Below are 24,236 nucleotides of genomic sequence, written 5' to 3' on the forward strand. Positions count from 1 at the left end.
GGACGAGGTGGCAGGTATGCCCTTGAGGTCAGAGCCGATCGCGACCCACGGGGCCGTGATGCTTGATAGTGAAACCGCGCGCTTTGCGCTGTGGGCACCGGATGCCCACAGCGTAGAGGTGTGCCTGGAGCCGGATATGCGCCACGCCCTTGTGCGCGGCGCCGACGGTTGGTTCAGCGCACGCCTGCCGGCCATCGCCGGCAGGCGTTACCGCTACTGTATCGACGGCGACCTGCAAGTGGCCGATCCGGCCTCACGCTTTCAGCCGGAAGGCGTGCACGGCCCCAGCCAGCTGGTCGACCTTGCCGGCTACCCCTGGCAGCACCCCCACTGGAAGGGCCGCCCCTGGCAGGAGGCGGTGATCTACGAAGTGCATGTGGGCCTCATGGGTGGCTACACCCAACTGATCCAGCAGCTGCCGCGCCTGGCCAGCCTGGGCGTGACCGCAATCGAACTGATGCCCCTGGGCCAGTTTCCCGGCGAGCGCAACTGGGGCTATGACGGCGTGCTGCCCTTCGCGCCGCAGCACAGCTACGGCACGCCCGAGCAACTGTGCCAACTGATCGACCAGGCCCATGGCCACGGCCTGATGGTGCTGGTGGATGTGATCTACAACCACTTCGGCCCCGACGGCAATTACCTGAACCGCTACGCCGCTGGCTTCTTTCGCCAGGACCGGCACACCCCCTGGGGTGCTGCCATCGACTTTCGCCGCCCGCAGGTGTGCGATTTCTTCATCGAGAATGCCCTGATGTGGCTGCACGACTATCGCGTCGATGGCCTGCGCCTGGACGCCGTGCATGCCATCGGGCATCCCGAATACCTGCGCGAGTTGAGCCAGCGGGTGCGCCAGACGCTGCCAGCCGACCGGCAGGTGTGGCTGGTGCTGGAAAACGAGCACAACCAGGCGCACCTGCTGGAGCAAGCGTACGACGGGCAATGGAATGATGACGGCCACAACGCCCTGCATGTGCTGCTCACCGGGGAGCAGGAAGGCTATTACGCCGACTACCGCGAGGCGACCATTCAGAAGCTGGCCCGCTGCCTGAGCCAGGGGTTCGTGTTCCAGGGCGAAGCGGACCGCACGGGTCGCGTGCGCGGCGAGCCCAGCGCGCACCTGTCGCCCTGCGCCTTTGTGCTGTTTCTGCAGAACCACGACCAGGTCGGCAACCGTGCCCTCGGCGAGCGCCTGACGCGGCTGTGCCCGCCCCAGGCCCTGCGCGCCGCCACCACCCTGCTGTTGCTGTCGCCCATGATCCCGCTGCTGTTCATGGGCGAGGAATGGGGCAGCCAGACGCCGTTCCTGTTTTTCACCGACCACCACGATGACCTGGCCGATGCCGTGCGCGAGGGGCGGCGGGCCGAGTTCGCCGGTTTCAGCGCCTACGCCGACCCGCTGCAGCGGGCCGCCATCCCCGACCCCAACGCCCTGGCCACCTACAGTGCCTCGCGCCTGCGGGTGCCGGATGACCCGCAAGAGGCCTGGCAAGCCTTTTACCGGCAGCTGTTGCACCTGCGCCAGCGGCACATCGTCGCCCAGTTGCCTGGCTGCCGCGCCGAGGGTGCCGAGGTGATCGGCGCCAAGGCGTTGAGCGTGCGCTGGCAACTGGCCGACGGTCGCACCCTGCGCATCGACCTCAACCTCGGCCCGACTTCAGTGGCCTGCACACTGCCCCCGGCCTCGACACACGTGTATGCCTGCACAAGCGTAACGCTCCCCAGCGATCATCTGCCTCCCTACTCCACCCTGGTCAGCCTGCTGCCCAGCCCCATGCCGGAGCCTGTCCATGACTGACGCACACCTGCAGCAACTGGCCGAGCTGGCCGGGCTTTCGGTGGACTGGATCGACGCCAACGGGCGCCCCCAACAGGTCAGTGATGGCGCCTTGCGCCAGGTGCTGGCAGGGCTGGGTCACCCTGCCGACGACCCGCAGGCCATCGCCGCCAGCATCGCCGCCCTGAAGACAGCCCACGACGCCCGGCACCTGCCGCCACTGTTCACCGTCGATGAACAGCAGGCACTGGACCTGTCTGCCTACTTCGCCGCTGCCAGCCCCGTCCGGGTGCAGCTTGAGGACGGCAGCGAACACCACCTGCAACTGGACCCGAACGCCTGCCTGGCGCCGGGGTTGCCGGTCGGCTACCACCAGGTGGACATCAATGAGCGGCGCTTTACCCTCGCCGTGGCCCCCTCCCGCTGCTTCAGCCTTGGCGATGCGCTGCACACGCCAACCCCGCGCTGCTGGGGCATCAGCGCGCAACTCTACAGCCTGCGCCGTCACGGTGATGGCGGCTACGGCGATTGCCAGGCCCTGGAGCAACTGGCCCGCAGCGCCGCCGAACGCGGCGCCGATGCCCTGGCCATCAGCCCGCTGCACGCCATGTTCGCCAGCGACACACAACGCTACAGCCCTTACTCGCCCTCCAGCCGCCTGTTCCTCAACAGCCTGTACGCCAACCCTGCCGTGATACTGGGTGAACGCGTGGTGCGGGTGGCCATCGAGACCCTGGGGCTCGAGCAGCCCCTTGAGCAGCTCGAGCAGCAGCCGTTGATCGACTGGCCCCAGGCCGGGGACGTGCGCTACCGACTGCTGCAGTTGCTGTTTGACGACTTCATCGACGGCGACCATCCACTGCGCGTCGATTTCGAGAGCTACTGCACCCAGGCAGGCGATGCCCTGGAGCAACACTGCCGCTTTGAAGCACTGCTGGGCGAGGCCCGTGCCCGCGGCCTGGGCCAGGACTGGCGGCAATGGCCCGACAGCTGGCACGACCCGCGCAGCGCTGAAGTCGCCGCGTTCGCCCGGCAGCACCGCGAGCAGATCCAGTTTCACGCCTTCTGCCAATGGCTGATCGAGCGCAGCCTGCAACGCGCCCAGGATGCAGCCCGCAGCAACGGCATGGCCATCGGCCTGATCGCCGATCTGGCGGTCGGTGCCGACGGCGCCGGCAGCCAGGCCTGGAGCCGCCAGGACGAGCTGCTGGCCGGGCTCAATGTCGGTGCGCCGCCCGACATCCTCAACCGCTCGGGACAAAACTGGGGCATCTGCGCCTTTTCCCCCGAAGGCCTGCGGCGCAATGGCTACCGCGCCTTTATCGAGATGCTGCGGGCCAACTTCGCCCATGCCGGGGGGCTGCGCATCGACCACATCATGGGCCTGCAGCGCCTCTGGCTGGTGCCGCTGGGCGCCCATGCCCGTGACGGCGCCTACCTCAATTATCCGCTGGACGATCTGCTGCGCCTGCTGTGCCTGGAGTCGGTGCGCCACCGCGCCATTGTCCTGGGCGAGGACTTGGGCACCGTCCCCGCCGGGCTTCGGGAAAAACTCGGGCAGCGCGCCATCCTCGGCATGCGCGTGCTGCAATTCGAGCAAGACCCGCCCGGCCACTTCAAACCCATTCTCGACTGGCCCGACAACGCCCTGGCCACTCCCAGCACCCACGACCTGCCACCGCTGGCCGGCTGGCTGCAGGCCCGCGACATCGACTGGAACCAGCGCCTGGGCCTGATCGACGCCATCACCGAACGGCACTGGCGCGAAACCCGTCAACAGGAGCGGCTGGGCCTGCAGCGTACCCTGGAGCACAACTATGGCGCCCTGGCCGACAACGATGCACTGATCGACGCCTGCGTGCGCTTTCTCGGCCACACCCGTGCCCCGCTGGTGTTGCTGCCGCTGGAAGACCTGCTGGGCATCGACGAGCAACCCAACCTGCCCGGCACGGTCGACGGCCACCCCAACTGGCGCCGTCGCTTCGCCCTGCCGGCCACCGCGGTGCTCGACGACAGCGATGCCGCCCGGCGCCTGGAACTGCTCGCCCAGGCCCGCGAGCAAGCCTGGGAGCGCGACCGATGAAACCCTTGAGCGCCACCCTGCGCCTGCAGTTTCATGCCGGCTTCAGCCTCGACGATGCGGTGCCCCTGGTGCCCTACTTTGCCCGCCTGGGCATCAGTCACCTGTATGCCTCCCCGCTGCTCAGTGCCCGGCCGGGATCGATGCACGGCTACGACGTGGTCGACCCGACCCGGATCAACCCCGAGCTTGGCGGTGAAGCGGCACTGATTCGCCTGGTGGCTGCGCTGCGCCAGCACGGCATGGGACTGATCCTGGATATCGTCTCCAATCACATGGCCGTGGGTAGCGACAACCCCTGGTGGCAAGACCTCCTGACCTGGGGACGCCGCAGCCGCTATGCGACGTTCTTCGATATCCAGTGGCATTCCAGCGATCCCTTGCTGGAAGGCCAGTTGCTGTTGCCATTCCTCGCCAGCGACTACGGCGCGGTGCTGCAGGCCGGGGATTTGCGCCTGCAGTTCGAGGCGCGGGACGGCAGCTTTCACGTCCAGCACCACGAGCACCGCTTCCCGATCAGCCCCACCGACTACGGGCAGATCCTGTGCCTGAGCGACAGCACCGACGTACAGGCCCTGGGCATGCGCTTTGTTGCCCTGCACAGCGCCAGCCACGCCGCCGACAAGGCGCCGACCCTGCAACAGGAACTGGTGGCGCTGGCCAATGAGGTTCCCATCGATCACCTGCTGCTGGCCTTCGATGGCCGCAGCGCCGCAGGCTTCGAGCGCCTGCACGGCTTGCTGGAAAGCCAGGCGTATCGCCTGGCCAGCTGGCGCACCGCGGCCGATGACATCAACTGGCGGCGCTTTTTCGACATCAACGAACTGGGTGGTTTGCGGGTCGAGCGCAGCGAGGTGTTCGAGGCCACCCACCACACGCTCTTCGAGCTGATCCGCCGCGGCCTGGTCGACGGCCTGCGCATCGACCACATCGACGGCCTGGCCGACCCCCGGGGCTATTGCCGAAAACTGCGCCGGCGGGTGGACCGCTTGCTGGCCGAGCGCCCCTTGAGTGCCGCGCTGGACCACTTCCCCATTTATGTCGAAAAAATCCTCGCCGCCGATGAGCAGTTGCACAGCGACTGGGGGGTGGATGGCACCACCGGCTACGAGTTCATGAACCAGGTCAGCCTGCTGCAGCATGACCCGGCCGGCGAAGCCATCTTGAGCGAAGCCTGGAGCGCCCTGAGCGAACGCCCGGGCTTTGCCGAAGAAGTACGCCTGGCGCGCCAGCAGGTGCTCAACGGCAGCCTGGCGGGCGACTTCGAGTCAGTGGCCCAGGCGTTACTCCACGTGGCGCGTGACGACCTGATGAGCCGCGACCTGACCCTGGGCGCAATCCGCCGGGCCTTGCAGGCACTGGTCGAGCACTACCCGGTGTACCGCACTTACCTCAACGCCGCGGGCCGCCCCCCTGAAGACGAAGCCTTCTTCCAGCAGGCCCTACAGGGCGCCCGGCAAGCCCTGGGCGAAGGCGACTGGCCGGTGCTCGACGCCCTGCAGCGCTGGCTGGGCGGGCAACCCTGGCGCAGCCTGCCTCCCGGCCCTGCGCGCAAACATGTGCGCCATGCCTGCATTCGCTTCCAGCAACTCACCTCGCCTACCGCTGCCAAAGCCGTGGAAGACACGGCCTTCTATCGTTCGGCCCTGCTGCTCTCACGCAACGACGTGGGCTTTGATGCCGAGCGTTTCAGTGCCCCGGTGGAGGCCTTTCACCACGCCTGCCAGCAACGCCAGCAGCGCTTTCCAGGCAATCTGCTGAGCACCGCCACCCACGACCACAAACGCGGCGAAGACAGCCGCGCGCGCCTGGCGGTATTGAGTGAGCGCAGTGAGTGGCTGGTCGGCCGGATCGAGCACTGGCGCGAGCTGGCCACGCCCCTGCGTACCGAACTGGCGGACGGCATCGCCCCCGGCCCTGGCGATGAGTGGCTGCTGTACCAGACCCTGCTCGGCAGCTGGCCCTTGAGCCTGGCGCCTGACGACACACTGGCGTTGCACGCCTACGGGCAACGCCTGCAGCAATGGCAACGCAAAGCCCTGCGCGAAGCCAAGTTGCGCAGCAGCTGGAACGCGCCGAACGATGCCTACGAGCAGGCCTGCCTGCGCTTTATCGAGGCCCTGTTGCTGGAGCCGCAAAACCAGCAACTGCGTCACTCCCTGGCCCATGCCGCCCATACCCTTGCCTGCGCCGGCGCCCTCAACAGCCTGGGCCAGTGCCTGCTGCGCATGACCGTGCCGGGGGTGCCGGACCTGTACCAGGGCAATGAATTCTGGGACTTGAGCCTGGTGGACCCGGACAACCGCCGCGCCGTGGATTTTGCCGAACGCCGCCAGGCCCTGGATGAAAGCACCAGCACGGCGCAGCTGCTTCAGGATTGGCGCAGCGGCCGGGTCAAGCAGGCCCTGATCAGCCAGGTGCTGGAACGTAGCCTGGACTACCCCGAGCTGTTTGCCGAGGGCCGTTACCTGCCGCTCGAGGTGCGCGGCAGACACGCCGAGCGGGTCCTCGCCTTTGCCCGCGTCGGTGACTCGGCGCGGGCCATCGTGATTGTGCCGCGCCTGGCCTGCGCCTTGCTTGGGGATACCCCGATTCCCTTGATCCCGGCACAGAACTGGGACGACACACACCTGCTGTTGCCACCTGCCTTGTCACCTGCCAACTACACGGGACTTTTTGCCAGCAACGCAGTCACAACCTCTAAGGAGCTGTTACTCAGCGCTGTACTCAGGGAGTTCCCGGTCAACGTTTTGATTGATCATGCCTAAGCCATCAGGAGCGTCGAGATGAGTGTCGAAGAAAAACGAATCCGCGAGTTCGCCTACCAGATCTGGGAGTCGGAAGGAAAGCCCGAGGGCCACGAGTCCCGTCACTGGGAAATGGCACGCAAGCTGGCCGAGGCCGAGGCCCTGGCGCCCAAGGCCACTCCGCGCAAGGCCAAGGCCAAGCCGGGGACGCCGCTTGAGGTGACGCCGGCCAAGCCTGCAGCCGCCAAAAAGCCGCGCAGTACCAGCAAAAAACCGCCTGTTGCTTGAAAGCGTTCGCGGGGCAAGCCCGCTCCCACGGTAGGAGCGGGCTTGCCCCGCGATGCCCCCGACATCGACAAGGAGCCCCATGACCAAGCCCAAGCCCACTGTCGCCCCGGTTATCGAACCCTCGCGCATCCGCGAAGGCCTGCCCTTTCCGCTGGGCGCCACCTGGGACGGCCTGGGGGTCAACTTCGCCCTGTTCTCCGCCCACGCCACCCGGGTCGAACTGTGCCTGTTCGACGCCAGCGGCGAGGTTGAGCTCGAACGCATCGAGCTGCCCGAGTACACCGACGAAATCTTCCACGGCTACCTGCCCGATGCCCACCCCGGGCAGATTTATGGCTACCGCGTTCACGGCCCCTACGAGCCGCAGAACGGCCACCGTTTCAATCCCAATAAGCTGCTGATCGACCCCTACGCCAAGCAATTGATCGGCAGCCTGAAGTGGTCCGAAGCCCTGTTTGGCTACACCATCGGTCACCCCGATGGCGACCTGAGCTTCGATGAGAGCGACAGCGCGCCCTTCGTGCCCAAGTGCAAGGTCATCGACCCGGCCTATACCTGGGGGCGCGACCAACGCGTGGGCATCCCCTGGGAACGCACCATCCTCTATGAAGCCCATGTGCGTGGCATCAGCATGCGTCACCCGGCGGTACCCGCCGACAACCGCGGCACCTTTGCCGGATTGATGTGCGACGAGTTGCTCGGTCATATCAAGCAGCTGGGGGTGTCATCCATCGAACTGCTGCCGATCCACGCCTTCGTCAATGACCAGCACCTGCTGCAAAAGGGCCTGAACAATTACTGGGGCTACAACAGCATCGCGTTCTTCGCCCCGCACCCGCGTTACCTGGCCAACGGCAAGATCGCCGAGTTCAAGGAGATGGTCGCGCACCTGCACGACGCCGGCCTCGAGGTGATTCTGGATGTGGTCTACAACCACACCGCCGAAGGCAACGAGCTGGGCCCGACCCTGTCGATGCGCGGCATCGACAATGCCTCCTACTACCGGCTGATGCCGGACGACAAGCGCTTCTACATCAACGATTCAGGCACCGGCAACACCCTGGACCTGAGCCACCCCTGCGTGCTGCAACTGGTCACCGATTCCCTGCGCTACTGGGCCGGCGAGATGCACGTGGACGGCTTTCGTTTCGACCTGGCCACCATCCTTGGGCGCTATCACGAAGGCTTCGATGAACGTCACAGCTTCCTCGTGGCCTGTCGCCAGGACCCGCTGCTCAGCCAGGTCAAGCTGATCGCCGAGCCCTGGGACTGTGGCCCCGGCGGCTACCAGGTGGGCAACTTCGCCCCCGGCTGGGCCGAATGGAACGACCGCTTTCGCGACACGGTACGGGCCTTCTGGAAGGGCGACGAAGGTCAGTTGGCCGACTTTGCCGCGCGCATGACCGCCTCTGGCGAGCTGTTCAACCGCCGCGGGCGCCGGCCCTATGCCTCGGTGAATTTCATCACCGCCCACGACGGTTTCACCCTGCGCGACCTGGTCTCGTACAACGACAAGCACAACGAGGACAACGACGAGAACAACCAGGACGGCAGCAACAACAACCTGTCCTGGAACCACGGCGTCGAGGGGCCCACCGACGACCCTGAGATCAACGCCTTGCGCCTGCGCCAGATGCGCAACTTCTTCGCCACCCTGCTGCTGGCCCAGGGCACGCCGATGATCGTCGCCGGTGATGAGTTCAGCCGCACCCAGCATGGCAACAACAATGCCTACTGCCAGGACAGCGAGATCGGTTGGGTCAACTGGGACCTGGACGATGAAGGCGCGGCCCTGCTCAAATTCGTCAAGCGCCTGACCAAGCTGCGCCTGGCCTACCCGGTACTGCGCCGCTCGCGGTTTCTGGTCGGCGACTACAATGAGGCGATCGGGGTCAAGGACGTCACTTGGCTGGCCCCGGATGGCAGCGAGATGAGTGTCGAACAATGGCAGGACAGTCAGGGAAGAACCCTCGGCATGCTGATGGATGGTCGTGCCCAGGTCAGTGGCATTGCGCGAGCGGGAGCCGACGCCACCTTGCTGTTGATCGTCAATGCCTACCACGATTCCGTCACCTTTACCCTGCCCCAGGTGCCCGAGGGCGAAGACTGGAACTGCCTGCTCGACACCGACCGGCCACAACTGCGCAAGGGCGAACGGCATGAGCTCGACACCGCGCTGGAGGTGGCCGGACGCTCACTGGTGCTGCTGGAGTTGCAACGCGAAGACGACACATGAAGGACGGGAACTGAATCCGACCGGGGCCAGTCCCATGCAGTAGGCTTGCCGACAAGGAGCGATCGTGAATCTTGAACCGCACCCCTCCATCCTTGCAGGTACCCGCCAGGCACCCCCGGTGCAGCGCTTGCGGGTCCTGACCGTCAACACCCACAAGGGCTTTACCGCTTTCAACCGCCGCTTCATCCTGCCTGAGCTGCGCGAGGCCGTGCGCAGTACCCAGGCCGACATCGTGTTCCTGCAGGAAGTGCTCGGCAGCCACGACCGCCATGCCGCCCGCTACGCCGGCTGGCCGCAAACCTCGCAGTACGAATTCCTCGCCGACAGCATGTGGAGCGATTTCGCCTATGGGCGCAACGCCGTCTACCCCGACGGTCACCACGGCAACGCCCTGCTGTCCAAGTACCCGATCATCGAGCATCGCAACCTCGACGTCTCGATCACCGGCCCCGAGCGCCGAGGCCTGCTGCATTGCGTGCTGGATGTACCCGGGCAACACCAGGTGCATGCCGTGTGCGTCCACCTGTCACTGCTGGAAAGCCACCGGCAAAAGCAGCTGCAACTGCTGCGCCGACTGCTCGACTCGCTGCCGGCCGATGCACCGGTGATCATTGCCGGTGACTTCAACGACTGGAAGCTGCGGGGCAACCGCACCCTGGGCTTGCACCGCGGTTTGCACGAGGCGTTCGAGCGTCATCATGGCCTGCTCGCCCGCACCTACCCCGCCCGCCTGCCGTTGCTGCGCCTGGACCGTATCTACCTGCGCAATGCCAACAGCCATGCCCCGCAGATTCTGGGCAACAAGCCCTGGAGTCACCTCTCCGATCACCTGCCCCTGGCAGTGGAAGTGCACCTTTAGCAATGATTCGGCATAGCCACCACGGCTGAAAGAGCCGTGGCGACTATGAAACGTGAATAATTGTTAATTTTCAGCCAATTGGGGCATCCAATAGCTTGACAACGGTTCCATAACGTCTTCTTGACGCCCGCCCGGTCCTCTCCTTAGCTACAAGTAATGTCACATCCTTGTTCCGAGCCTCTAGCTCGCGCCTTTCAGCGCGTGACAGGAACTGTTTTTCTGCTGGTTTGGGTCGCCCTCTGGTTTTGTTTTACAGCCCGGGACATCAGGCCAGAACCTTGGCTGTAATACAGAGGAGATCCGCCATGAAAAAAACTCCGACTCCTACGGGCTTTGAGTATGTTTTCTACGCGGTTTCCACGTCGCTGCTTCTTGCAACCCCGTTGGAAACCCATGCGTTGGGCCTGGAGGATAACGACCCGTTCACCAGCTTCATGCAGCGCCAAACCCAGGTACCAGGACAAAACCTGCCGACCCCGACCCTGGCGCTGGTCCCCGTCAGCGCCAGTGGCCTGGCCCTGCACACCTTGAATGCGTTTTCCGACCGCATGGCCGAGCGCAATGCCCCGGCTGCCACGGACGCCATTGCCAGCCAATGGGCTCAGTTCTTTCCGGCCCCGATGAAAAACGGGGCCGCAGAACCGTCGCGCCTCGACGCGCGCACCCCGACCCTGCAGATCAGCCCGGACCTGTTCGTGCGTGAAACCAGCAGCGGCAATACTCACCGTGCCGGTTTCTTCGTTGGCCACAGCAACCTGCAAAGCGGTTTCGATGGCATGCACAAGCCTCAGGTAGGCGACAAGAAAACCGCCGTGAACCTGGACGGTGAAAGCCTGGGTGTGTACTGGAGCATGACCCACGACCAGGGCTGGCACCTGGACGCCGTGGCCATGGGTACCCGCTTCGACATCAACGGGCGCAGCGAAACCGGCCAGCGCCTCGATGGCAATGGCCATGCGCTGACCTTGTCGGTTGAAGGCGGCTACCCCATCCAACTGGGTGACAACTGGACCATCGAACCCCAGGCCCAGTTGATCAACCAACAGTACTTTCCGGGCAGCCAGACGCCGGCGACCACCCAGCAAGCCTTCGATGAGCAACCGAACTGGACAGGCCGGGTCGGGGCCAAGTTGTCGGCCCGCTACAACCTGCGTGGCATGCCGATCGAACCCTTCCTGCGTACCAACGTCTGGTACGACTTCTCCAATGCCGACACCGTCAGCCTGGACCAGGTCGACAAGATCAGCAGCGGCCGCAATTCGGCCACCGTGGAAGTGGGGTTGGGTCTGGTGGCACGGGTGACGCCCAAGGTCGCGCTGTTCGTCAGCGCCGACTACAGCAGCGATGTGGATGACAACGACTTGAATGGCCTGATCGGCAACCTGGGTGTGCGGGTCAGGTGGTAGTAGGAGCGGGCTTGACCCGCGATAGCGATGTGGCTGGAAAGGTCGCTATCGCGGGGCAAGCCCGCTCCTACCGGGTCAGGCGGGGCGCAGGATGAGTACGCCCAGCGGTGGCAGGTTCAGGGCCAGCGATTGCGGCTGGCCGTGGCTGGGAATGGCCTCGCTGGTCACCGCGCCCAGGTTGCCGTGGTTGGTGCCGGCATAGCCTTCGGCATCGCTGTTGAGCACTTCGGCCCAGCGCTCGCCAAAGGGCACACCGATGCGATAGCGCTCCCGCGGCACCGGGGTGAAATTCGCCACCACCAGCAATGGCTCACCGCTCGCACTCCAGCGCAGCCAGGCATAGACGCTGTTGTGGGCATCGTCGCCAATCAGCCATTGGAACCCCTGGGGCAGGCAATCCTGTTCGTGCAGCGCGCGCTCTTCGCGGTACAGGCGGTTGAGATCGCCGACCAGGCGCTGCACCCCCAGGTGCTCGGGGTACTTGAGCAGGTACCAGTCCAGTTCGCTGTCGTGGTTCCACTCGCGCCACTGGCCAAACTCGCAGCCCATGAACAGTAGCTTCTTGCCCGGGTGGGTCCACATGAAGGTCAGGTAGGCGCGCAGGTTGGCGAATTTCTGCCAGCGGTCACCGGGCATCTTGTCGATCAGCGAGTGTTTGCCATGGACCACTTCATCGTGGGAGATCGGCAGGATGAAGTGCTCGGAGTAGGCGTAGATCAGCCCGAAGCTCATCTCGTTGTGATGGTAGGTACGATGGATCGGGTCGTTCTGGATGTAATGCAGGGTGTCGTGCATCCAACCCATGTTCCATTTGTAGGCAAAACCCAGACCGCCCTGTTGGGTCGGCTGGCTGACCCCGGGCCAGGCCGTGGACTCTTCGGCAATCACCAGGGCACCCGGCACCTCAAGCGCGACCACCTCATTGAGGTGGCGCAGGAAGTCGATGGCCTCGAGGTTTTCCCGACCGCCATGGCGGTTGGGCACCCACTCGCCGGCCTTGCGCGAGTAGTCGCGATACAGCATCGAGGCCACGGCATCGACTCGCAGCCCGTCGATATGAAAGTGCTTGAGCCAGTGCAACGCCGAGGCCAGCATGAAGCCGTGCACTTCGGTACGCCCCAGGTTGTAGATCAGGGTGTCCCAGTCCTGGTGAAACCCTTCGAGGGGGTTGTCGTACTCATACAGCGCCGTGCCGTCGAAGCGCGCCAGGCCGTGGGTGTCGGTGGGGAAATGCGCCGGCACCCAGTCGAGGATCACACCGATGGACGCCTGGTGACAGGCATCGACAAAGGCGGCGAAGTCTTCAGCGCTGCCGTAGCGTGCCGTCGGCGCGAACAGCGACAACGGCTGATAGCCCCACGAGCCGCCAAACGGATGCTCCATGATCGGCATCAGTTCGATATGGGTGAAGCCCGTCTGCTGGATGTACGGCACCAGTCGCTCGGCCAGTTCGCGCCAGTTGTAGAAACGCGCCACCTCACCGGTGTCGTCCAGCTCGCATTGCCAGGAGCCGGCGTGCAGCTCATAGATCGACAAGGGTGCGTTGGTCGCCTGGCGCTCACCCCGGACCTGCATCCAGGCCTGGTCCTGCCAGTCATGGGCCAGGGGCCCGGCCACCCGTGAGGCGGTGCTGGGCGGCAGCTCCGTGGCGCGGGCCAGCGGATCGGCCTTGAGCGGCAGGATGCCCTCGCGACCGAGCACTTCGTACTTGTAGGCTTCACCGGCCGTCAGGCGCGGCACGAAGATCTCCCAGACGCCGGAAGGATGGCGCAGGCGCATCGGGTGGCGACGCCCGTCCCAGTTGTTGAAATCGCCCACCACCGATACCCGCCGGGCATTGGGTGCCCACACGGAGAAGCGCACCCCGTCGATGCCTTCTACCTGTGTCAGTTGCGCGCCCATGCTGCCGGAAAGGTCGCGGTGATTACCCTCGGCAAACAGATAAAGGTCCATGTCCCCCAGCAGCGGACCGAAGCTGTACGGGTCTTCGGTCAGTTGCTCGCCGCCGGCCCAGTTGATGCGCAGCACATAAGGCTGCTGCTCGGGCAAATGAGCGATGAACAGGCCCGGCACCGATTGCTGCTCAAGCTCGCCCAGCACCCGCCCGTCATCACGGGCCAGGGCCTGTGCGCTCAAGGCGTTGGGCAAATAGGCGCGGACAAACTGGCCGCCTGCACCATCCGGGTGCGGGCCGAGCACGGCGAACGGGGCGGCATGCTCGGCCCTGACCAGGGCGTCGCTGTCTCGATGACCCAGCCCGCCTTCCTCGCGCTTGCGTTGATTCATTACGTTTCTCCCCAGGTACTTGTCAGGCCATGGAGGCCATGCAAAGGCACGGCCAGCCAACTTGGGCGGTTTTCGGCTTCATACAGGATTTCGTAGGCGGCCTTTTCCAGGCTGAACAGTTCCAGTGCCGCACGCTCGCCGTCGGCATGTTCCCAGGCATGGGGCATGGCCGCGGTGGCCAGCCCATAGGCCTCGACAAAGGCATGTCGGGCCTGGTGCAGATAACGCCTGGCAACCCGCTGACGTGCCTGGCGGGCACTGTCCGAGAGGTCGACACTGGAGGCACTGCGCAGCACCATGGCAGCAGCATAGTCGAAGGATCGCAACACGCCGCTGACATCCTTGTAGGGGCTGTGTTTGGCCCTGCGTTCCTGCAGCGGGCGCGCAGGCTCGCCCTCGAAGTCAATCAGGTAGGCATCGCCCTGGACCACCAGTACCTGCCCCAGGTGCAGGTCGCCATGCACGCGCATCAACAGGCCGCCCTGGGCCTGCGTGCTCAGGGTGGCGACCGTGGCCAGGAGGTCCTTGCGTTGCTGTTGCAGGTCATCGACCAGGACCTGGCTGTCGGGGTCCAGTTCGCCGCGGTGCTGTTTGAGCAGGTCCAGGGCGCGGGTCAGTTGAGCACTGATCTGTTGACCCCAGGCCTGGCAGTCTTGTGGGGTGCTGGCCCGTGGCTGGAAGGCCGGGTCCTGGGTCGGCGCCGCCAGCAACAGGTGCATCTCGCCCAGGCGTTGCCCCAGCAAGGCAGCAAAGTCGGCCAGGTCCTGCAGCGCATCGGTATGGGCATCCAGGCCTTGCTCGCCGGGTTCCAGCTCGTCGCGAATGGCCCGCTCCAGATTGTTCTGGGTCCAATCCCAGGCATCACCCTGGTTGCTCAGGTAGCCCTGGGCGATCATCAACAAGTGTGGCTGTTGCCGGGCGTCGACGCGGCTGACCCAGCCCAGCAGCGGCGAGATATTGGCGAAGCCGGCAGCGGTCAGGTAGGCGCTCATTTCCAGCTCCGGATGCACCCCGGGGTTGACCCGTCGGATCAGCTTGAGCACCAGGCTGCCGCCGACCACCACCGAGCTGTTGGACTGCTCGGCCGAGAGGTAGCGCACCTCGGCATCGTCACCCAGGTTCAGGGCGGCCAACTGCTCGGTGGCGTTGAAACTCAACTCGCCCTCGGCACAAGGCAGCCGGGTCCCTTCCTTGCACCCCAACAGCACCGCACGGATGAAGCTCTCCAGCACAAAGCCATCGGTGATCAGGCCCACCTGGCGCCCGCGGCGTACCCGCGCCAACGCCAGTTGCTGGGGCGGTGCGCTGTTGATCTGCTCTTCGCCGATCAGGCCGAAGGGCAGTTGGTAGCGGTTGCTGTGATCGCCACTTCTGACCTCGATCTCGCTGAGCAATACCGGGCTGGTGGGCGCACCGAAGCGTACCCCATAGGCAATAGACACCTGATCAATGCGGGTTTCCTTGCCCGCGAACCAGCGGCGCTTGGGCAGGTACTGGGGCAGGATGCCGTCTTGCAGGGCGTTGCGGGCCGGTGCTTCGAGCAGCTCCTCCATGCGCTTCTTCAGCACCAGTGTGGTGAACTCCGGCAGGCTCTGGGCCGGCTCCCGGTGCCAGCTGGGCATCTGGTCCTTGGGCGCCAGCAGGAACCAATAGAAACCATAGGGCGGCAGGGTCAACAGGAACGGCAACTGGCCAATGGGCGGGAAGGCGCTGGCGCCGAGCATCTCCACCGGCACCATGTCGGCGTACTGCGACAGCTCCAGCTCGGCGGCCTGGGCGGCACGGGAGACGTTGGCCACACACAGGATGATCTCGCTCTTGCCGTCGGGCCCGGTGTATTCGCGGATGTACGCGAGGATCCGGCGGTTGCTGGGCGAGAGCATTTTCAAGCTGCCTCGGCCGAAGGCCTTTTGCTGTTTGCGCACCGCCAGCAGGCGGCGGTTCCAGTTCAGCAGCGAGTGCGGGTCATGGGCCTGGGCCTCGACGTTGACCGAGGCGTAGCCGTACAGCGGGTCCATGATCGGCGGCAACACCAGGCGTGCCGGGTCGGCGCGGGAGAAGCCACCGTTGCGGTCGATCGACCACTGCATGGGCGTGCGCACGCCGTCGCGGTCGCCCAGGTAGATGTTGTCGCCCATGCCGATCTCGTCGCCGTAATACAGCGTCGGCGTGCCCGGCATCGACAGCAGCAGGCTGGACAGCAGTTCCACCCGGCGCCGGTCGCGTTGCAGCAGGGGCGCCAGGCGCCGGCGAATCCCCAGGTTGATCCGGGCCCGACGGTCCTCGGCATAGTAGTTCCAGAGGTAATCGCGCTCGCGGTCGGTGACCATCTCAAGGGTCAGCTCATCGTGGTTGCGCAGGAAGATCGCCCATTGGCAATTGGGCGGAATTTCCGGGGTCTGGCGCAGGATGTCGGTGATCGGAAAGCGGTCTTCCTGGGCCACGGCCATGTACATGCGCGGCATCAGCGGGAAGTGAAACGCCATGTGGCATTCATCGCCCTGCCCTTCGCCGAAATACAGCTGGGTGTCCTCCGGCCATTGATTGGCCTCGGCCAACAGCATGCGGTCGGGGTAATTGGCGTCGATCTCGGCGCGGATTTGCTTGAGCACCTGGTGGGTCTCGGGCAGGTTCTCGTTGTTGGTGCCATCGCGCTCGATCAGGTACGGGATGGCGTCCAGGCGCAGGCCGTCCACGCCCAGGTCGAGCCAGTAGCGCATGACCCCGATCACCGCCTTCATCACCTGCGGGTTATCGAAATTCAGGTCGGGCTGGTGCGAGTAGAAACGGTGCCAGAAGTACTGCCCGGCCACCGGGTCCCAGGTCCAGTTGGATTTCTCGGTGTCGAGAAAAATGATCCGCGTGCCGTCGTACTTCTGGTCGCTGTCGGACCACACGTAAAAGTCCCTGGCCTTGCTGCCGGGCTTGGCGTGGCGGGCCTTCTGGAACCAGGCGTGCTGGTCGGAGGTGTGGTTGATGACCAGCTCGGTGATGACCCGCAAACCACGCGTGTGCGCCTCGGCGATGAAGCGCTTCACATCGGCCAGGGTGCCATAGTCGGGGTGCACGGCCTTGTACTCGGCGATGTCGTAGCCGTCGTCGCGCCGTGGCGAGGGGTAGAACGGCAGCAGCCACAGGGTGTTGACCCCAAGTTCCGCGATGTAGTCGAGCTTGGCGATCAGCCCGGGGAAATCACCGATGCCGTCGTTGTTGGAGTCGAAGAAGGATTTGACGTGAACCTGGTAGATGATCGCGTCCTTGTACCACAGGGGATCGTCGATGAAGGCTGCCGGGCGGGTGCGCTTGGCCATGGTCGACTCCTTTCTAGAGGGCTTTTTCGATACGCCAGATACCGAACGGCAGGTGCCAGGGCTCGATGCGCATCCATTGGGTCTTGCCGTGCCAGGTCCAGCGGTGGCCGGTCATCAGGTCTTCGCCGAAGGTGTCGGCGTTGTCATCCAGGCCCAGCTCCCACAGCGGCAGCTCGAAGTGGGCTTCCTGGGCGTTGTGCGGGTCGAGGCTGATGGCGATCAGGATGAAGTTGTCGCGCTCGGCGGTGCGCTTGCCGAAGTACAGGATGTTGTCGTTCCAGGCATTGAAGAAGGCCACGCCCAGGTGGGTCTGCAGCGCCGGGTTCTGGCGGCGGATACGGTTGAGCTGGGCGATCTCGGCAATGATGTTGCCCGGCTGGGTGAAGTCCCGCGGGCGGATCTGGTACTTCTCCGAATCCAGGTATTCCTCTTTACCCGGAATGGGCGTGGCCTCGCACAGCTCGAACCCCGAGTACATGCCCCACAGCCCCGAGCCCATGGTCGCCAGGGCGGCGCGAATCAGGAACCCGGCGCGGCCCGATTCATGGAGAAAGAACGGGTTGATGTCGGGGGTATTGACGAAGAAGTTGGGCCGGTAGCAATAGCGCCAGGGTGGCTGGTTGAGCTCTTCGAAATAGCGTTGCAGCTCGGCCTTGGTGTTGCGCCAGGTGAAGTAGCTGTAGCTCTGGGAATAGCCGACCTTGCCCAGGCGCGCCATCATGGCCGGTTTGGTGAAGGCTTCGGCGAGGAAGATCACATCCGGATGCTGGCTGCGGATGTTGGCGATCATCCAGTGCCAGAACGGCAGCGGCTTGGTGTGCGGGTTGTCGACGCGGAACATCTTCACGCCTTCCTGCACCCAGCCCAGTACCACATCGCGCAGGGCCAGCCACAAGGCCGGCACGGCATCGGCGGCATAGAAGTCGACGTTGACGATGTCCTGGTACTTTTTCGGCGGGTTTTCCGCATAGCGTATCGAGCCGTCGGGCCGCCAGGAGAACCAGCCGGGGTGCTCCTTGAGCCAGGGGTGGTCCTGGGAGCACTGGATGGCGAAGTCCAGGGCGATCTCCAGGCCGTGCTCGGCGGCAGCGGCCACCAGCCGGCGAAAGTCCTCGCGGCTGCCCAGTTGCGGGTGAATGGCCTCGTGTCCGCCCTGTTCACTGCCGATGGCATAGGGGCTGCCCGGCTCCCCGGGTTCGGCCTGCAAGGCGTTGTTGCGGCCCTTGCGGTGGCGCACCCCGATGGGATGGATCGGCGGGAAATACAGCACATCGAAGCCCATGTCGCGGATCATCGGCAGGCGTTCATGCACATCGTTGAAGGTGCCGTGCCGCTCGGGGTCATCGGTGATCGAGCGGGGAAACAGCTCGTACCAGCTGGCAAACAGGGCCTGGCGCCGCTCCACATCCAGGGGGTATTCGGGGCTGCGGCTCAGGTAGGTGCGGTGATCGGCTTCGCGCATCAGGCTGGCGGTGTTGGGATGCAGCAGCTGCGCCACCTGCTCTTCGGGGGGCAGGGTCGGCAGCGCCAGGCGCAAGCCTTGCAACTGATCGTGCAACAAGCCCTGGCAGCGTTCGATATTGTGCTCAAGCAGCAGCAAGCCTTCCTGCAGCTCCAGCGGCACGGCAACGCCGGCGTTGAACTTCTTCTCGAGGTCCTGGCAGTAGGTGGCGAACGGGTCGATCCAGGCTTCGATACTGAACAGGTGCGGCCCCTGCTCGGCCACGGTGAACTGCGCCTGCCACAGGTCATTGCCCGCGAACGTCATGGGCACGCAATGCCAGCGCCGGCTATGCGCCTGGCGCCAATTGAGCATCACCGCCAGGGCGTCGTGGCCGTCGCTGTAGACCTTGCTGCTGACCTGCACCGCCTCGCCCACCACGGCCTTGACCGCAAACAGGCCGCCATCGAGCAGCGGCTGGGTGTTTTCGATCACGATCCTGGGTTCGAGCAGTGCCTGGGACAGGCTGATGGCCTGGTCGGGATGATCGGCGGCCGGGGCTGTACGGTCGGTTTTGAAGGGCTCATCGCGGGTCATCGATCCTTGCTCCGTTACGAGGTAGGCGTAAGAGTTCAGAGCGGATGGGCGGCGTGGGGTTCAAAAAAAATGAGCGATTGACGCCCAGTGCAGTCGAAAACAACTGAGCCCGTCATCCATACCCCCCTTGCGAGGTCAGGCCATGAACATTCCCATCCCGGCAGAAACGCCCGATCCGAATATCGACGACCCGACGCTGCCACCTGCGGTGCCGGATGAAGAGCCCGATGAGTTGCCGGTCAAACCGACGGTGCCGCCCACCGTAGGCGACCCGCCCAGTGACGAGCCGCCGGTGAAAGCGTAGACGATCGCGGGGCAAGCCTGCCCCTGCACGGTAGGAGCGGGCTTGCCCCGCGAATGCGATCTGCCTGACCCAGCGCTATCGCGGGACAAGCCCGCTCCCACGGCGCTTGATGCTCGCGCCCCCAGTTAGGCGCGGGCTGGTCCCGCGATAGCCTCACCCCTTCGTCAGTTCCTCGATACTGATCTCGCGCATCCTGAACTTCTGCACCTTGCCGGTCACTGTCATCGGGAACTCGTCGACAAAGCGGAAGAAACGCGGGGTCTTGAAGTGGGCGATACGGCTCTTGCACCACTGCTGCAGCTCGATCTCGCTGGCGCTGTGGCCCGGATGGAACTTGATCCAGGCAACAATCTCCTCGCCGTAGCGTTCATCCGGGATACCGATCACCTGCACATCGGCCACGGCAGGGTGGGTGAAGAAGAACTCTTCAAGCTCCCGTGGATAGATGTTCTCGCCGCCGCGGATGATCATGTCCTTGTTGCGCCCGGCGATACACACATACCCCGCCTCGTTCATGGTCGCCAGGTCGCCGGTGTGCATCCAGCCAGCCGGGTCGATGGCCTCGAGGGTGGCTTCGGGGTTGCCCCAGTAGCCGAGCATGACGCTGTAGCCACGGGTGTACAGCTCGCCAATGGTGCCGCGCGGCACGACGCAGCCGTGCTCGTCGACAATCTTGCTTTCCAGCTGGGGCTGCGTGCGCCCTACCGTGGTTACCCGCAGTTCCAGGTCGTCATCCGGGCCGGTCTGCAACGATACCGGGCTGGTTTCGGTCATGCCGTAGGCGATCTGCACCTCGCTCATGTGCAGTTGGTCGATGACCCGGCGCATCACCTCGATCGGGCAGGTGGCGCCGGCCATGATCCCGGTGCGCAGGCTCGACAGGTCCCGCTCGGTGCGCTGGGGGTGATCGAGCATGGCGATGAACATGGTCGGTACGCCGTAGAGCGCCGTGGCCTTCTCCTGGGCGACGGTGTCCAGGGTCAGCAAGGGGTCGAAGGCGTCGTTGGGGTAGATCATGGTGCTGCCGTGGGTAATGCAGCCCAGGTTACCCATGACCATGCCGAAGCAGTGGTACAACGGCACCGGGATCACCATGCGGTCGTGCTCGGTCAGGCCCAGGCTTTCGCCGACCATGTAGCCGTTGTTGAGGATGTTGTAGTGACTGAGGGTGGCCCCCTTGGGGAAGCCGGTGGTGCCGGAGGTGTACTGGATATTGACCGCTTGATCGAACTGCAGGCTGGCCTGGAGGGCCTGGTAGTCGGCCGGCGTGGTATGCGCCGCCAGGGCTGCCAACTGCTCCCAGGCCAGGAAGCCAGCCGGGGGCGTGGCATCCAGGCTGATCAACCCGCGCAGGGCCGGCAGGCGCTCGCTGCTGAGCTCGCCAGGCACCTGATCGCCGAGTTCGGGCAACAGCTCACCGAGCATGGCGTGATAATCGGAGGTCTTGAAGGCACCGGCGCAGATCAACCACTGGCAACCGGACTGCTTGAGCACATACTCAAGTTCACTGGTGCGGTAGGCGGGGTTGATGTTGACCAGGATCACGCCGATCTTGGCGCTGGCGAACTGGGCAATGCACCACTGGGCACAGTTCGGTGCCCAGACGCCCAGGCGGTCGCCGGTCTTGAGCCCCAGGGCCATCAGCGCCCGGGCGTGACAGTCGACGCTGTCGGCCAGTTGCTGCCAGCTGTAGCGCAATTGCTGGTGGCGCACCACCAGAGCCTCGCGCTGGGCAAAACGCGACACAGTATTGTCAAATGCCTGGCCGATAGTCATGGCCAGCAAGGGCTTATCCTGGCGCCCCTGGGTATAGCTCGGTTGATTCATGGCGGTCCCTTGTTGTGGTTGTTCTGGGAACTGATTCAAGCGGGTCCTACTCTGGCTGATATTTACGTTAACGTAAAGGTCATGGCGCGATTGACAGTGACCGGCGGCAGGTTTACGTTAACGTAAAGGTTATTGATAGACCCGTAGGCGCGGGCTTGCCCCGCGATACCCCTGATATCCAAGAACAAAAAGGTGCCCACATGCGTTATCCGACCCTGAACTTCGCCCTGGGCGAAACCATCGACATGCTTCGCGACCAGGTGCAGTCTTTTGTCGCCGACGAACTGGCACCTCGCGCTGCACAGATCGACCAGGACAACCTGTTCCCCGCCGACATGTGGCGCAAGTTCGGTGACATGGGCCTGCTGGGCATCACCGTCTCCGAAGAATACGGCGGCGCCGGCCTGGGTTACCTGGCCCACGTGGTGGCCATGGAAGAAATCAGCCGCGGTTCGGCCTCGGTCGCCCTCTCCTACGGCGCCCACTCCAACCTCTGCGTCAACCAGATCAATCGCAACGGCAACGCCGAGCAAAAAGCCAAGTACCTGCCCAAGCTGGTCAGCGGCGAGCACATCGGCGCCCTGGCCATGAGCGAGCCCAATGCCGGCTCCGACGTGGTGTCGATGAAGCTGCGCGCCGAAGCACGCGGCGACCATTTCGTCCTCAACGGCAGCAAGACCTGGATCACCAACGGCCCCGACGCCAACACCTATGTGATCTACGCCAAGACCGACCTGGACAAGGGCCCCCACGGCATCACCGCCTTTATTGTCGAGCGTGACTTCAAGGGCTTCAGCCGCAGCAACAAGTTCGACAAGCTGGGCATGCGCGGCTCCAACACCTGCGAGCTGTTCTTCGACAACGTCGAAGTACCCAAGGAAAACATCCTCGGTGCCCTCAACGGCGGCGTGAAAGTGCTGATGAGCGGCCTGGATTACGAGCGCGTGGTGCTCTCCGGCGGCCCGACCGGCATCATGCAGGCCTGCATGGACCTGGTAGTGCCCTACATCCACGACCGCAAGCAGTTCGGCCAGAGCATCGGTGAGTTCCAGCTGATCCAGGGCAAGATCGCCGACATGTACACCCAGCTCAACGCCAGCCGGGCCTACCTGTATGCCGTGGCCCAGGCCTGCGACCGCAGCGAGACCACCCGCAAGGACGCCGCCGGAGTGATCCTCTACACCGCCGAGCGTGCTACCCAGATGGCCCTGGAAGCCATCCAGATCCTCGGGGGCAACGGCTACATCAACGAGTTCCCGGCCGGTCGCCTGCTGCGCGACGCCAAGCTCTATGAAATCGGCGCCGGCACCAGCGAGATTCGCCGGATGCTGATCGGGCGCGAGCTGTTCAACGAGACTCGCTAAGCGACTCAGCGGTTAGCTTCAAGCGACAAGCTGCACGAATAAGCAGTTGTAGCGCCGATCAACTCTTGCAGCTTCAAGCGTGCCGCTTGAAGCTGCGCCAGGAGCCCCGATGATTCTGAAATCCCAATTGAACCCCCGCTCTCCCGAGTTCGCGCACAACAGCGCGACCATGTTCGAGCACGTCCAGGGCCTGCGCACACTGCTGGCCAAGGTCCACCAGGGCGGCGGCCACAAGGCCCAGGAACGACACACCTCGCGGGGCAAACTGCTGCCGCGCGATCGCATCGACCGCCTGCTCGACGCCGGTTCGCCATTCCTGGAAATCGGCCAACTGGCCGCCCATGAGGTGTACGGCGAAGACGTGCCGGCCGCGGGCGTGATTGCCGGCATCGGCCGGATCGAAGGCGTCGAGTGCATGATCGTGGCCAACGACGCCACGGTCAAAGGCGGTTCCTATTACCCGCTGACGGTCAAAAAGCACCTGCGTGCCCAGGCCATCGCCTTGCAGAACCGCCTGCCCTGCCTGTACCTGGTGGACTCCGGCGGTGCCAACCTGCCACGCCAGGACGAAGTGTTTCCGGACCGCGAGCACTTCGGACGGATCTTCTTCAACCAGGCCAACATGAGCGCCCTGGGTATTCCGCAGATCGCCGTGGTCATGGGCTCATGCACCGCCGGCGGCGCTTATGTGCCGGCCATGGCCGACGAAGCGATCATGGTGCGCCAGCAGGCAACCATCTTTTTGGCCGGCCCGCCGCTGGTCAAGGCGGCCACCGGTGAGGTGGTCAGCGCCGAGGACCTGGGCGGTGCCGATGTGCACTGCAAGACCAGCGGCGTGGCCGACCACTATGCCGACAACGACGAGCACGCCCTGGCCATCGCCCGACGCTGCGTGGCCAACCTCAACTGGCGCAAACTCGGCACCTTGCAGCAACGCGCACCGATCGCACCGCTGTACGACGCCCAGGAGCTGTACGGCGTGGTACCGGCCGATGCCAAGCAGCCTTTCGATGTGCGTGAGGTGATTGCCCGCCTGGTCGACGGTTCGGTGTTCGACGAATTCAAGGCGCTGTTCGGCACCACGCTGGTGTGCGGCTTTGCCCACCTGCACGGCTACCCGATCGCCATCCTGGCCAACAACGGCATCCTGTTTGCCGAGGCCGCGCAAAAAGGCGCGCACTTTATCGAGCTGGCCTGCCAGCGCGGCATTCCGTTGCTGTTCCTGCAGAACATCACCGGCTTCATGGTGGGCCAGAAGTACGAAGCCGGCGGTATCGCCAAGCACGGCGCCAAACTGGTGACCGCCGTGGCCTGCGCCCAGGTACCGAAGTTCACCGTGATCATCGGCGGCAGTTTCGGTGCGGGTAACTACGGCATGTGCGGCCGCGCCTACGACCCGCGGTTCCTGTGGATGTGGCCCAATGCGCGCATCGGCGTCATGGGCGCCGAACAGGCCGCCGGCGTGCTGGCCCAGGTCAAGCGCGAGCAGAGCGAGCGCAGCGGCCATCCGTTCAGTGCCGAGGACGAGGCACGGCTCAAGCAGCCGATCCTCGACCAGTACGAGCACCAGGGCCACCCGTACTACTCCAGCGCCCGCCTGTGGGACGACGGTGTCATCGACCCGGCACAAACCCGCGATGTACTGGGCCTGGCGTTGTCCGCCGCCCTCAACGCACCGATCGAACAAAGCCGTTTCGGCATTTTCCGGATGTGAGC

The 24,236-nt window shown here is 64.8% G+C and carries 14 protein-coding genes; 10 read left to right on the top strand and 4 right to left on the bottom strand.

All coding sequences use genetic code 11. The features are described from left to right. The first annotated feature begins 37 nt into the window (after nt 1–37). The 7 genes from treZ to U9R80_RS16140 all read left to right on the top strand — a co-directional run bounded on the left by treZ (nt 38) and on the right by U9R80_RS16140 (nt 11,390). On the top strand, nt 38–1,795 hold the full coding sequence (gene treZ / locus U9R80_RS16110; protein WP_301841173.1) for a malto-oligosyltrehalose trehalohydrolase: 1,758 nt from the start codon (nt 38–40) through the stop codon (nt 1,793–1,795). Further along, on the top strand, nt 1,788–3,857 hold the full coding sequence (malQ, locus tag U9R80_RS16115) for a 4-alpha-glucanotransferase (RefSeq protein ID WP_301841021.1): 2,070 nt from the start codon (nt 1,788–1,790) through the stop codon (nt 3,855–3,857). The genes treZ and malQ overlap by 8 nt, the downstream gene beginning before the upstream one ends. Further along, nucleotides 3,854–6,622 carry a malto-oligosyltrehalose synthase gene (locus U9R80_RS16120; RefSeq protein ID WP_301841020.1) on the top strand — a complete coding sequence of 923 codons (2,769 nt, stop codon included), beginning with the start codon at nt 3,854–3,856 and terminating at the stop codon, nt 6,620–6,622. The genes malQ and U9R80_RS16120 overlap by 4 nt, the downstream gene beginning before the upstream one ends. 18 nt (nt 6,623–6,640) lie before the next feature. Then, nucleotides 6,641–6,889 (top strand): DUF2934 domain-containing protein, encoded by a 249-nt coding sequence (locus U9R80_RS16125; RefSeq protein WP_301841019.1) that lies wholly within the window; start codon nt 6,641–6,643, stop codon nt 6,887–6,889. Nucleotides 6,890–6,968: 79 nt separating this feature from the next. Further along, nucleotides 6,969–9,125 (top strand): glycogen debranching protein GlgX, encoded by a 2,157-nt coding sequence (glgX, locus tag U9R80_RS16130; protein WP_301841018.1) that lies wholly within the window; start codon nt 6,969–6,971, stop codon nt 9,123–9,125. A gap of 64 nt (nt 9,126–9,189) precedes the next feature. Beyond that, nucleotides 9,190–9,984 carry an endonuclease/exonuclease/phosphatase family protein gene (locus tag U9R80_RS16135; RefSeq protein WP_301841017.1) on the top strand — a complete coding sequence of 265 codons (795 nt, stop codon included), beginning with the start codon at nt 9,190–9,192 and terminating at the stop codon, nt 9,982–9,984. A gap of 305 nt (nt 9,985–10,289) precedes the next feature. Beyond that, on the top strand, nt 10,290–11,390 hold the full coding sequence (locus tag U9R80_RS16140) for an autotransporter domain-containing protein (RefSeq protein ID WP_301841016.1): 1,101 nt from the start codon (nt 10,290–10,292) through the stop codon (nt 11,388–11,390). A gap of 75 nt (nt 11,391–11,465) precedes the next feature. Here the strand turns inward: U9R80_RS16140 and glgB are convergent, their stop codons facing one another. Genes glgB through U9R80_RS16155 form a run of 3 tightly spaced genes read right to left on the bottom strand, consistent with a single transcriptional unit; the run spans nt 11,466 to nt 19,025 of the window. Continuing rightward, on the bottom strand, nt 11,466–13,676 hold the full coding sequence (gene glgB, locus U9R80_RS16145) for a 1,4-alpha-glucan branching protein GlgB (RefSeq protein WP_301841015.1): 2,211 nt from the start codon (nt 13,674–13,676) through the stop codon (nt 11,466–11,468). Continuing rightward, entirely contained in the window at nt 13,676–16,987 is a 3,312-nt protein-coding gene (gene treS, locus U9R80_RS16150; RefSeq protein ID WP_301841014.1) for a maltose alpha-D-glucosyltransferase, read from the bottom strand. The genes glgB and treS overlap by 1 nt, the downstream gene beginning before the upstream one ends. 13 nt (nt 16,988–17,000) lie before the next feature. Further along, entirely contained in the window at nt 17,001–19,025 is a 2,025-nt protein-coding gene (locus tag U9R80_RS16155; RefSeq protein ID WP_301841013.1) for an alpha-1,4-glucan--maltose-1-phosphate maltosyltransferase, read from the bottom strand. A gap of 142 nt (nt 19,026–19,167) precedes the next feature. Between U9R80_RS16155 and U9R80_RS16160 the strand changes: the two genes are divergently transcribed. Then, complete coding sequence (locus U9R80_RS16160; protein ID WP_274116244.1) at nt 19,168–19,329, top strand: hypothetical protein; 162 nt, start codon at nt 19,168–19,170, stop codon at nt 19,327–19,329. 153 nt (nt 19,330–19,482) lie between these two features. Here the strand turns inward: U9R80_RS16160 and U9R80_RS16165 are convergent, their stop codons facing one another. Continuing rightward, the gene (locus tag U9R80_RS16165; RefSeq protein WP_301841012.1) at nt 19,483–21,156 is read right to left on the bottom strand and encodes an AMP-binding protein; all 1,674 of its coding nucleotides are present in this window, start codon (nt 21,154–21,156) and stop codon (nt 19,483–19,485) included. A 200-nt stretch (nt 21,157–21,356) separates the two neighbouring features. Between U9R80_RS16165 and U9R80_RS16170 the strand changes: the two genes are divergently transcribed. Beyond that, a complete protein-coding gene (locus tag U9R80_RS16170) occupies nt 21,357–22,520 on the top strand; it encodes an isovaleryl-CoA dehydrogenase (RefSeq protein WP_301841011.1) in 1,164 nt (387 codons plus the stop codon). A 109-nt stretch (nt 22,521–22,629) separates the two neighbouring features. After that, the gene (locus U9R80_RS16175; protein ID WP_301841010.1) at nt 22,630–24,234 is read left to right on the top strand and encodes a carboxyl transferase domain-containing protein; all 1,605 of its coding nucleotides are present in this window, start codon (nt 22,630–22,632) and stop codon (nt 24,232–24,234) included. Nucleotides 24,235–24,236 lie beyond the last annotated feature (2 nt).

The organism is Pseudomonas sp. JQ170C (assembly GCF_035581345.1).
Taxonomy (GTDB): Bacteria; Pseudomonadota; Gammaproteobacteria; order Pseudomonadales; family Pseudomonadaceae; genus Aquipseudomonas.

Coding starts and splice junctions, on each gene's coding strand:
- U9R80_RS16140 (WP_301841016.1), top strand. CDS start 10,290: ATGAAAAAAACTCCGACTCCTACGGGCTTTGAGTATGTTTTCTACGCG.
- glgX (WP_301841018.1), top strand. CDS start 6,969: ATGACCAAGCCCAAGCCCACTGTCGCCCCGGTTATCGAACCCTCGCGC.
- U9R80_RS16125 (WP_301841019.1), top strand. CDS start 6,641: ATGAGTGTCGAAGAAAAACGAATCCGCGAGTTCGCCTACCAGATCTGG.
- U9R80_RS16160 (WP_274116244.1), top strand. CDS start 19,168: ATGAACATTCCCATCCCGGCAGAAACGCCCGATCCGAATATCGACGAC.
- U9R80_RS16165 (WP_301841012.1), bottom strand. CDS start 21,156: ATGAATCAACCGAGCTATACCCAGGGGCGCCAGGATAAGCCCTTGCTG.
- U9R80_RS16155 (WP_301841013.1), bottom strand. CDS start 19,025: ATGACCCGCGATGAGCCCTTCAAAACCGACCGTACAGCCCCGGCCGCC.
- U9R80_RS16170 (WP_301841011.1), top strand. CDS start 21,357: ATGCGTTATCCGACCCTGAACTTCGCCCTGGGCGAAACCATCGACATG.
- treS (WP_301841014.1), bottom strand. CDS start 16,987: ATGGCCAAGCGCACCCGCCCGGCAGCCTTCATCGACGATCCCCTGTGG.
- U9R80_RS16120 (WP_301841020.1), top strand. CDS start 3,854: ATGAAACCCTTGAGCGCCACCCTGCGCCTGCAGTTTCATGCCGGCTTC.
- U9R80_RS16175 (WP_301841010.1), top strand. CDS start 22,630: ATGATTCTGAAATCCCAATTGAACCCCCGCTCTCCCGAGTTCGCGCAC.
- malQ (WP_301841021.1), top strand. CDS start 1,788: ATGACTGACGCACACCTGCAGCAACTGGCCGAGCTGGCCGGGCTTTCG.
- glgB (WP_301841015.1), bottom strand. CDS start 13,676: ATGAATCAACGCAAGCGCGAGGAAGGCGGGCTGGGTCATCGAGACAGC.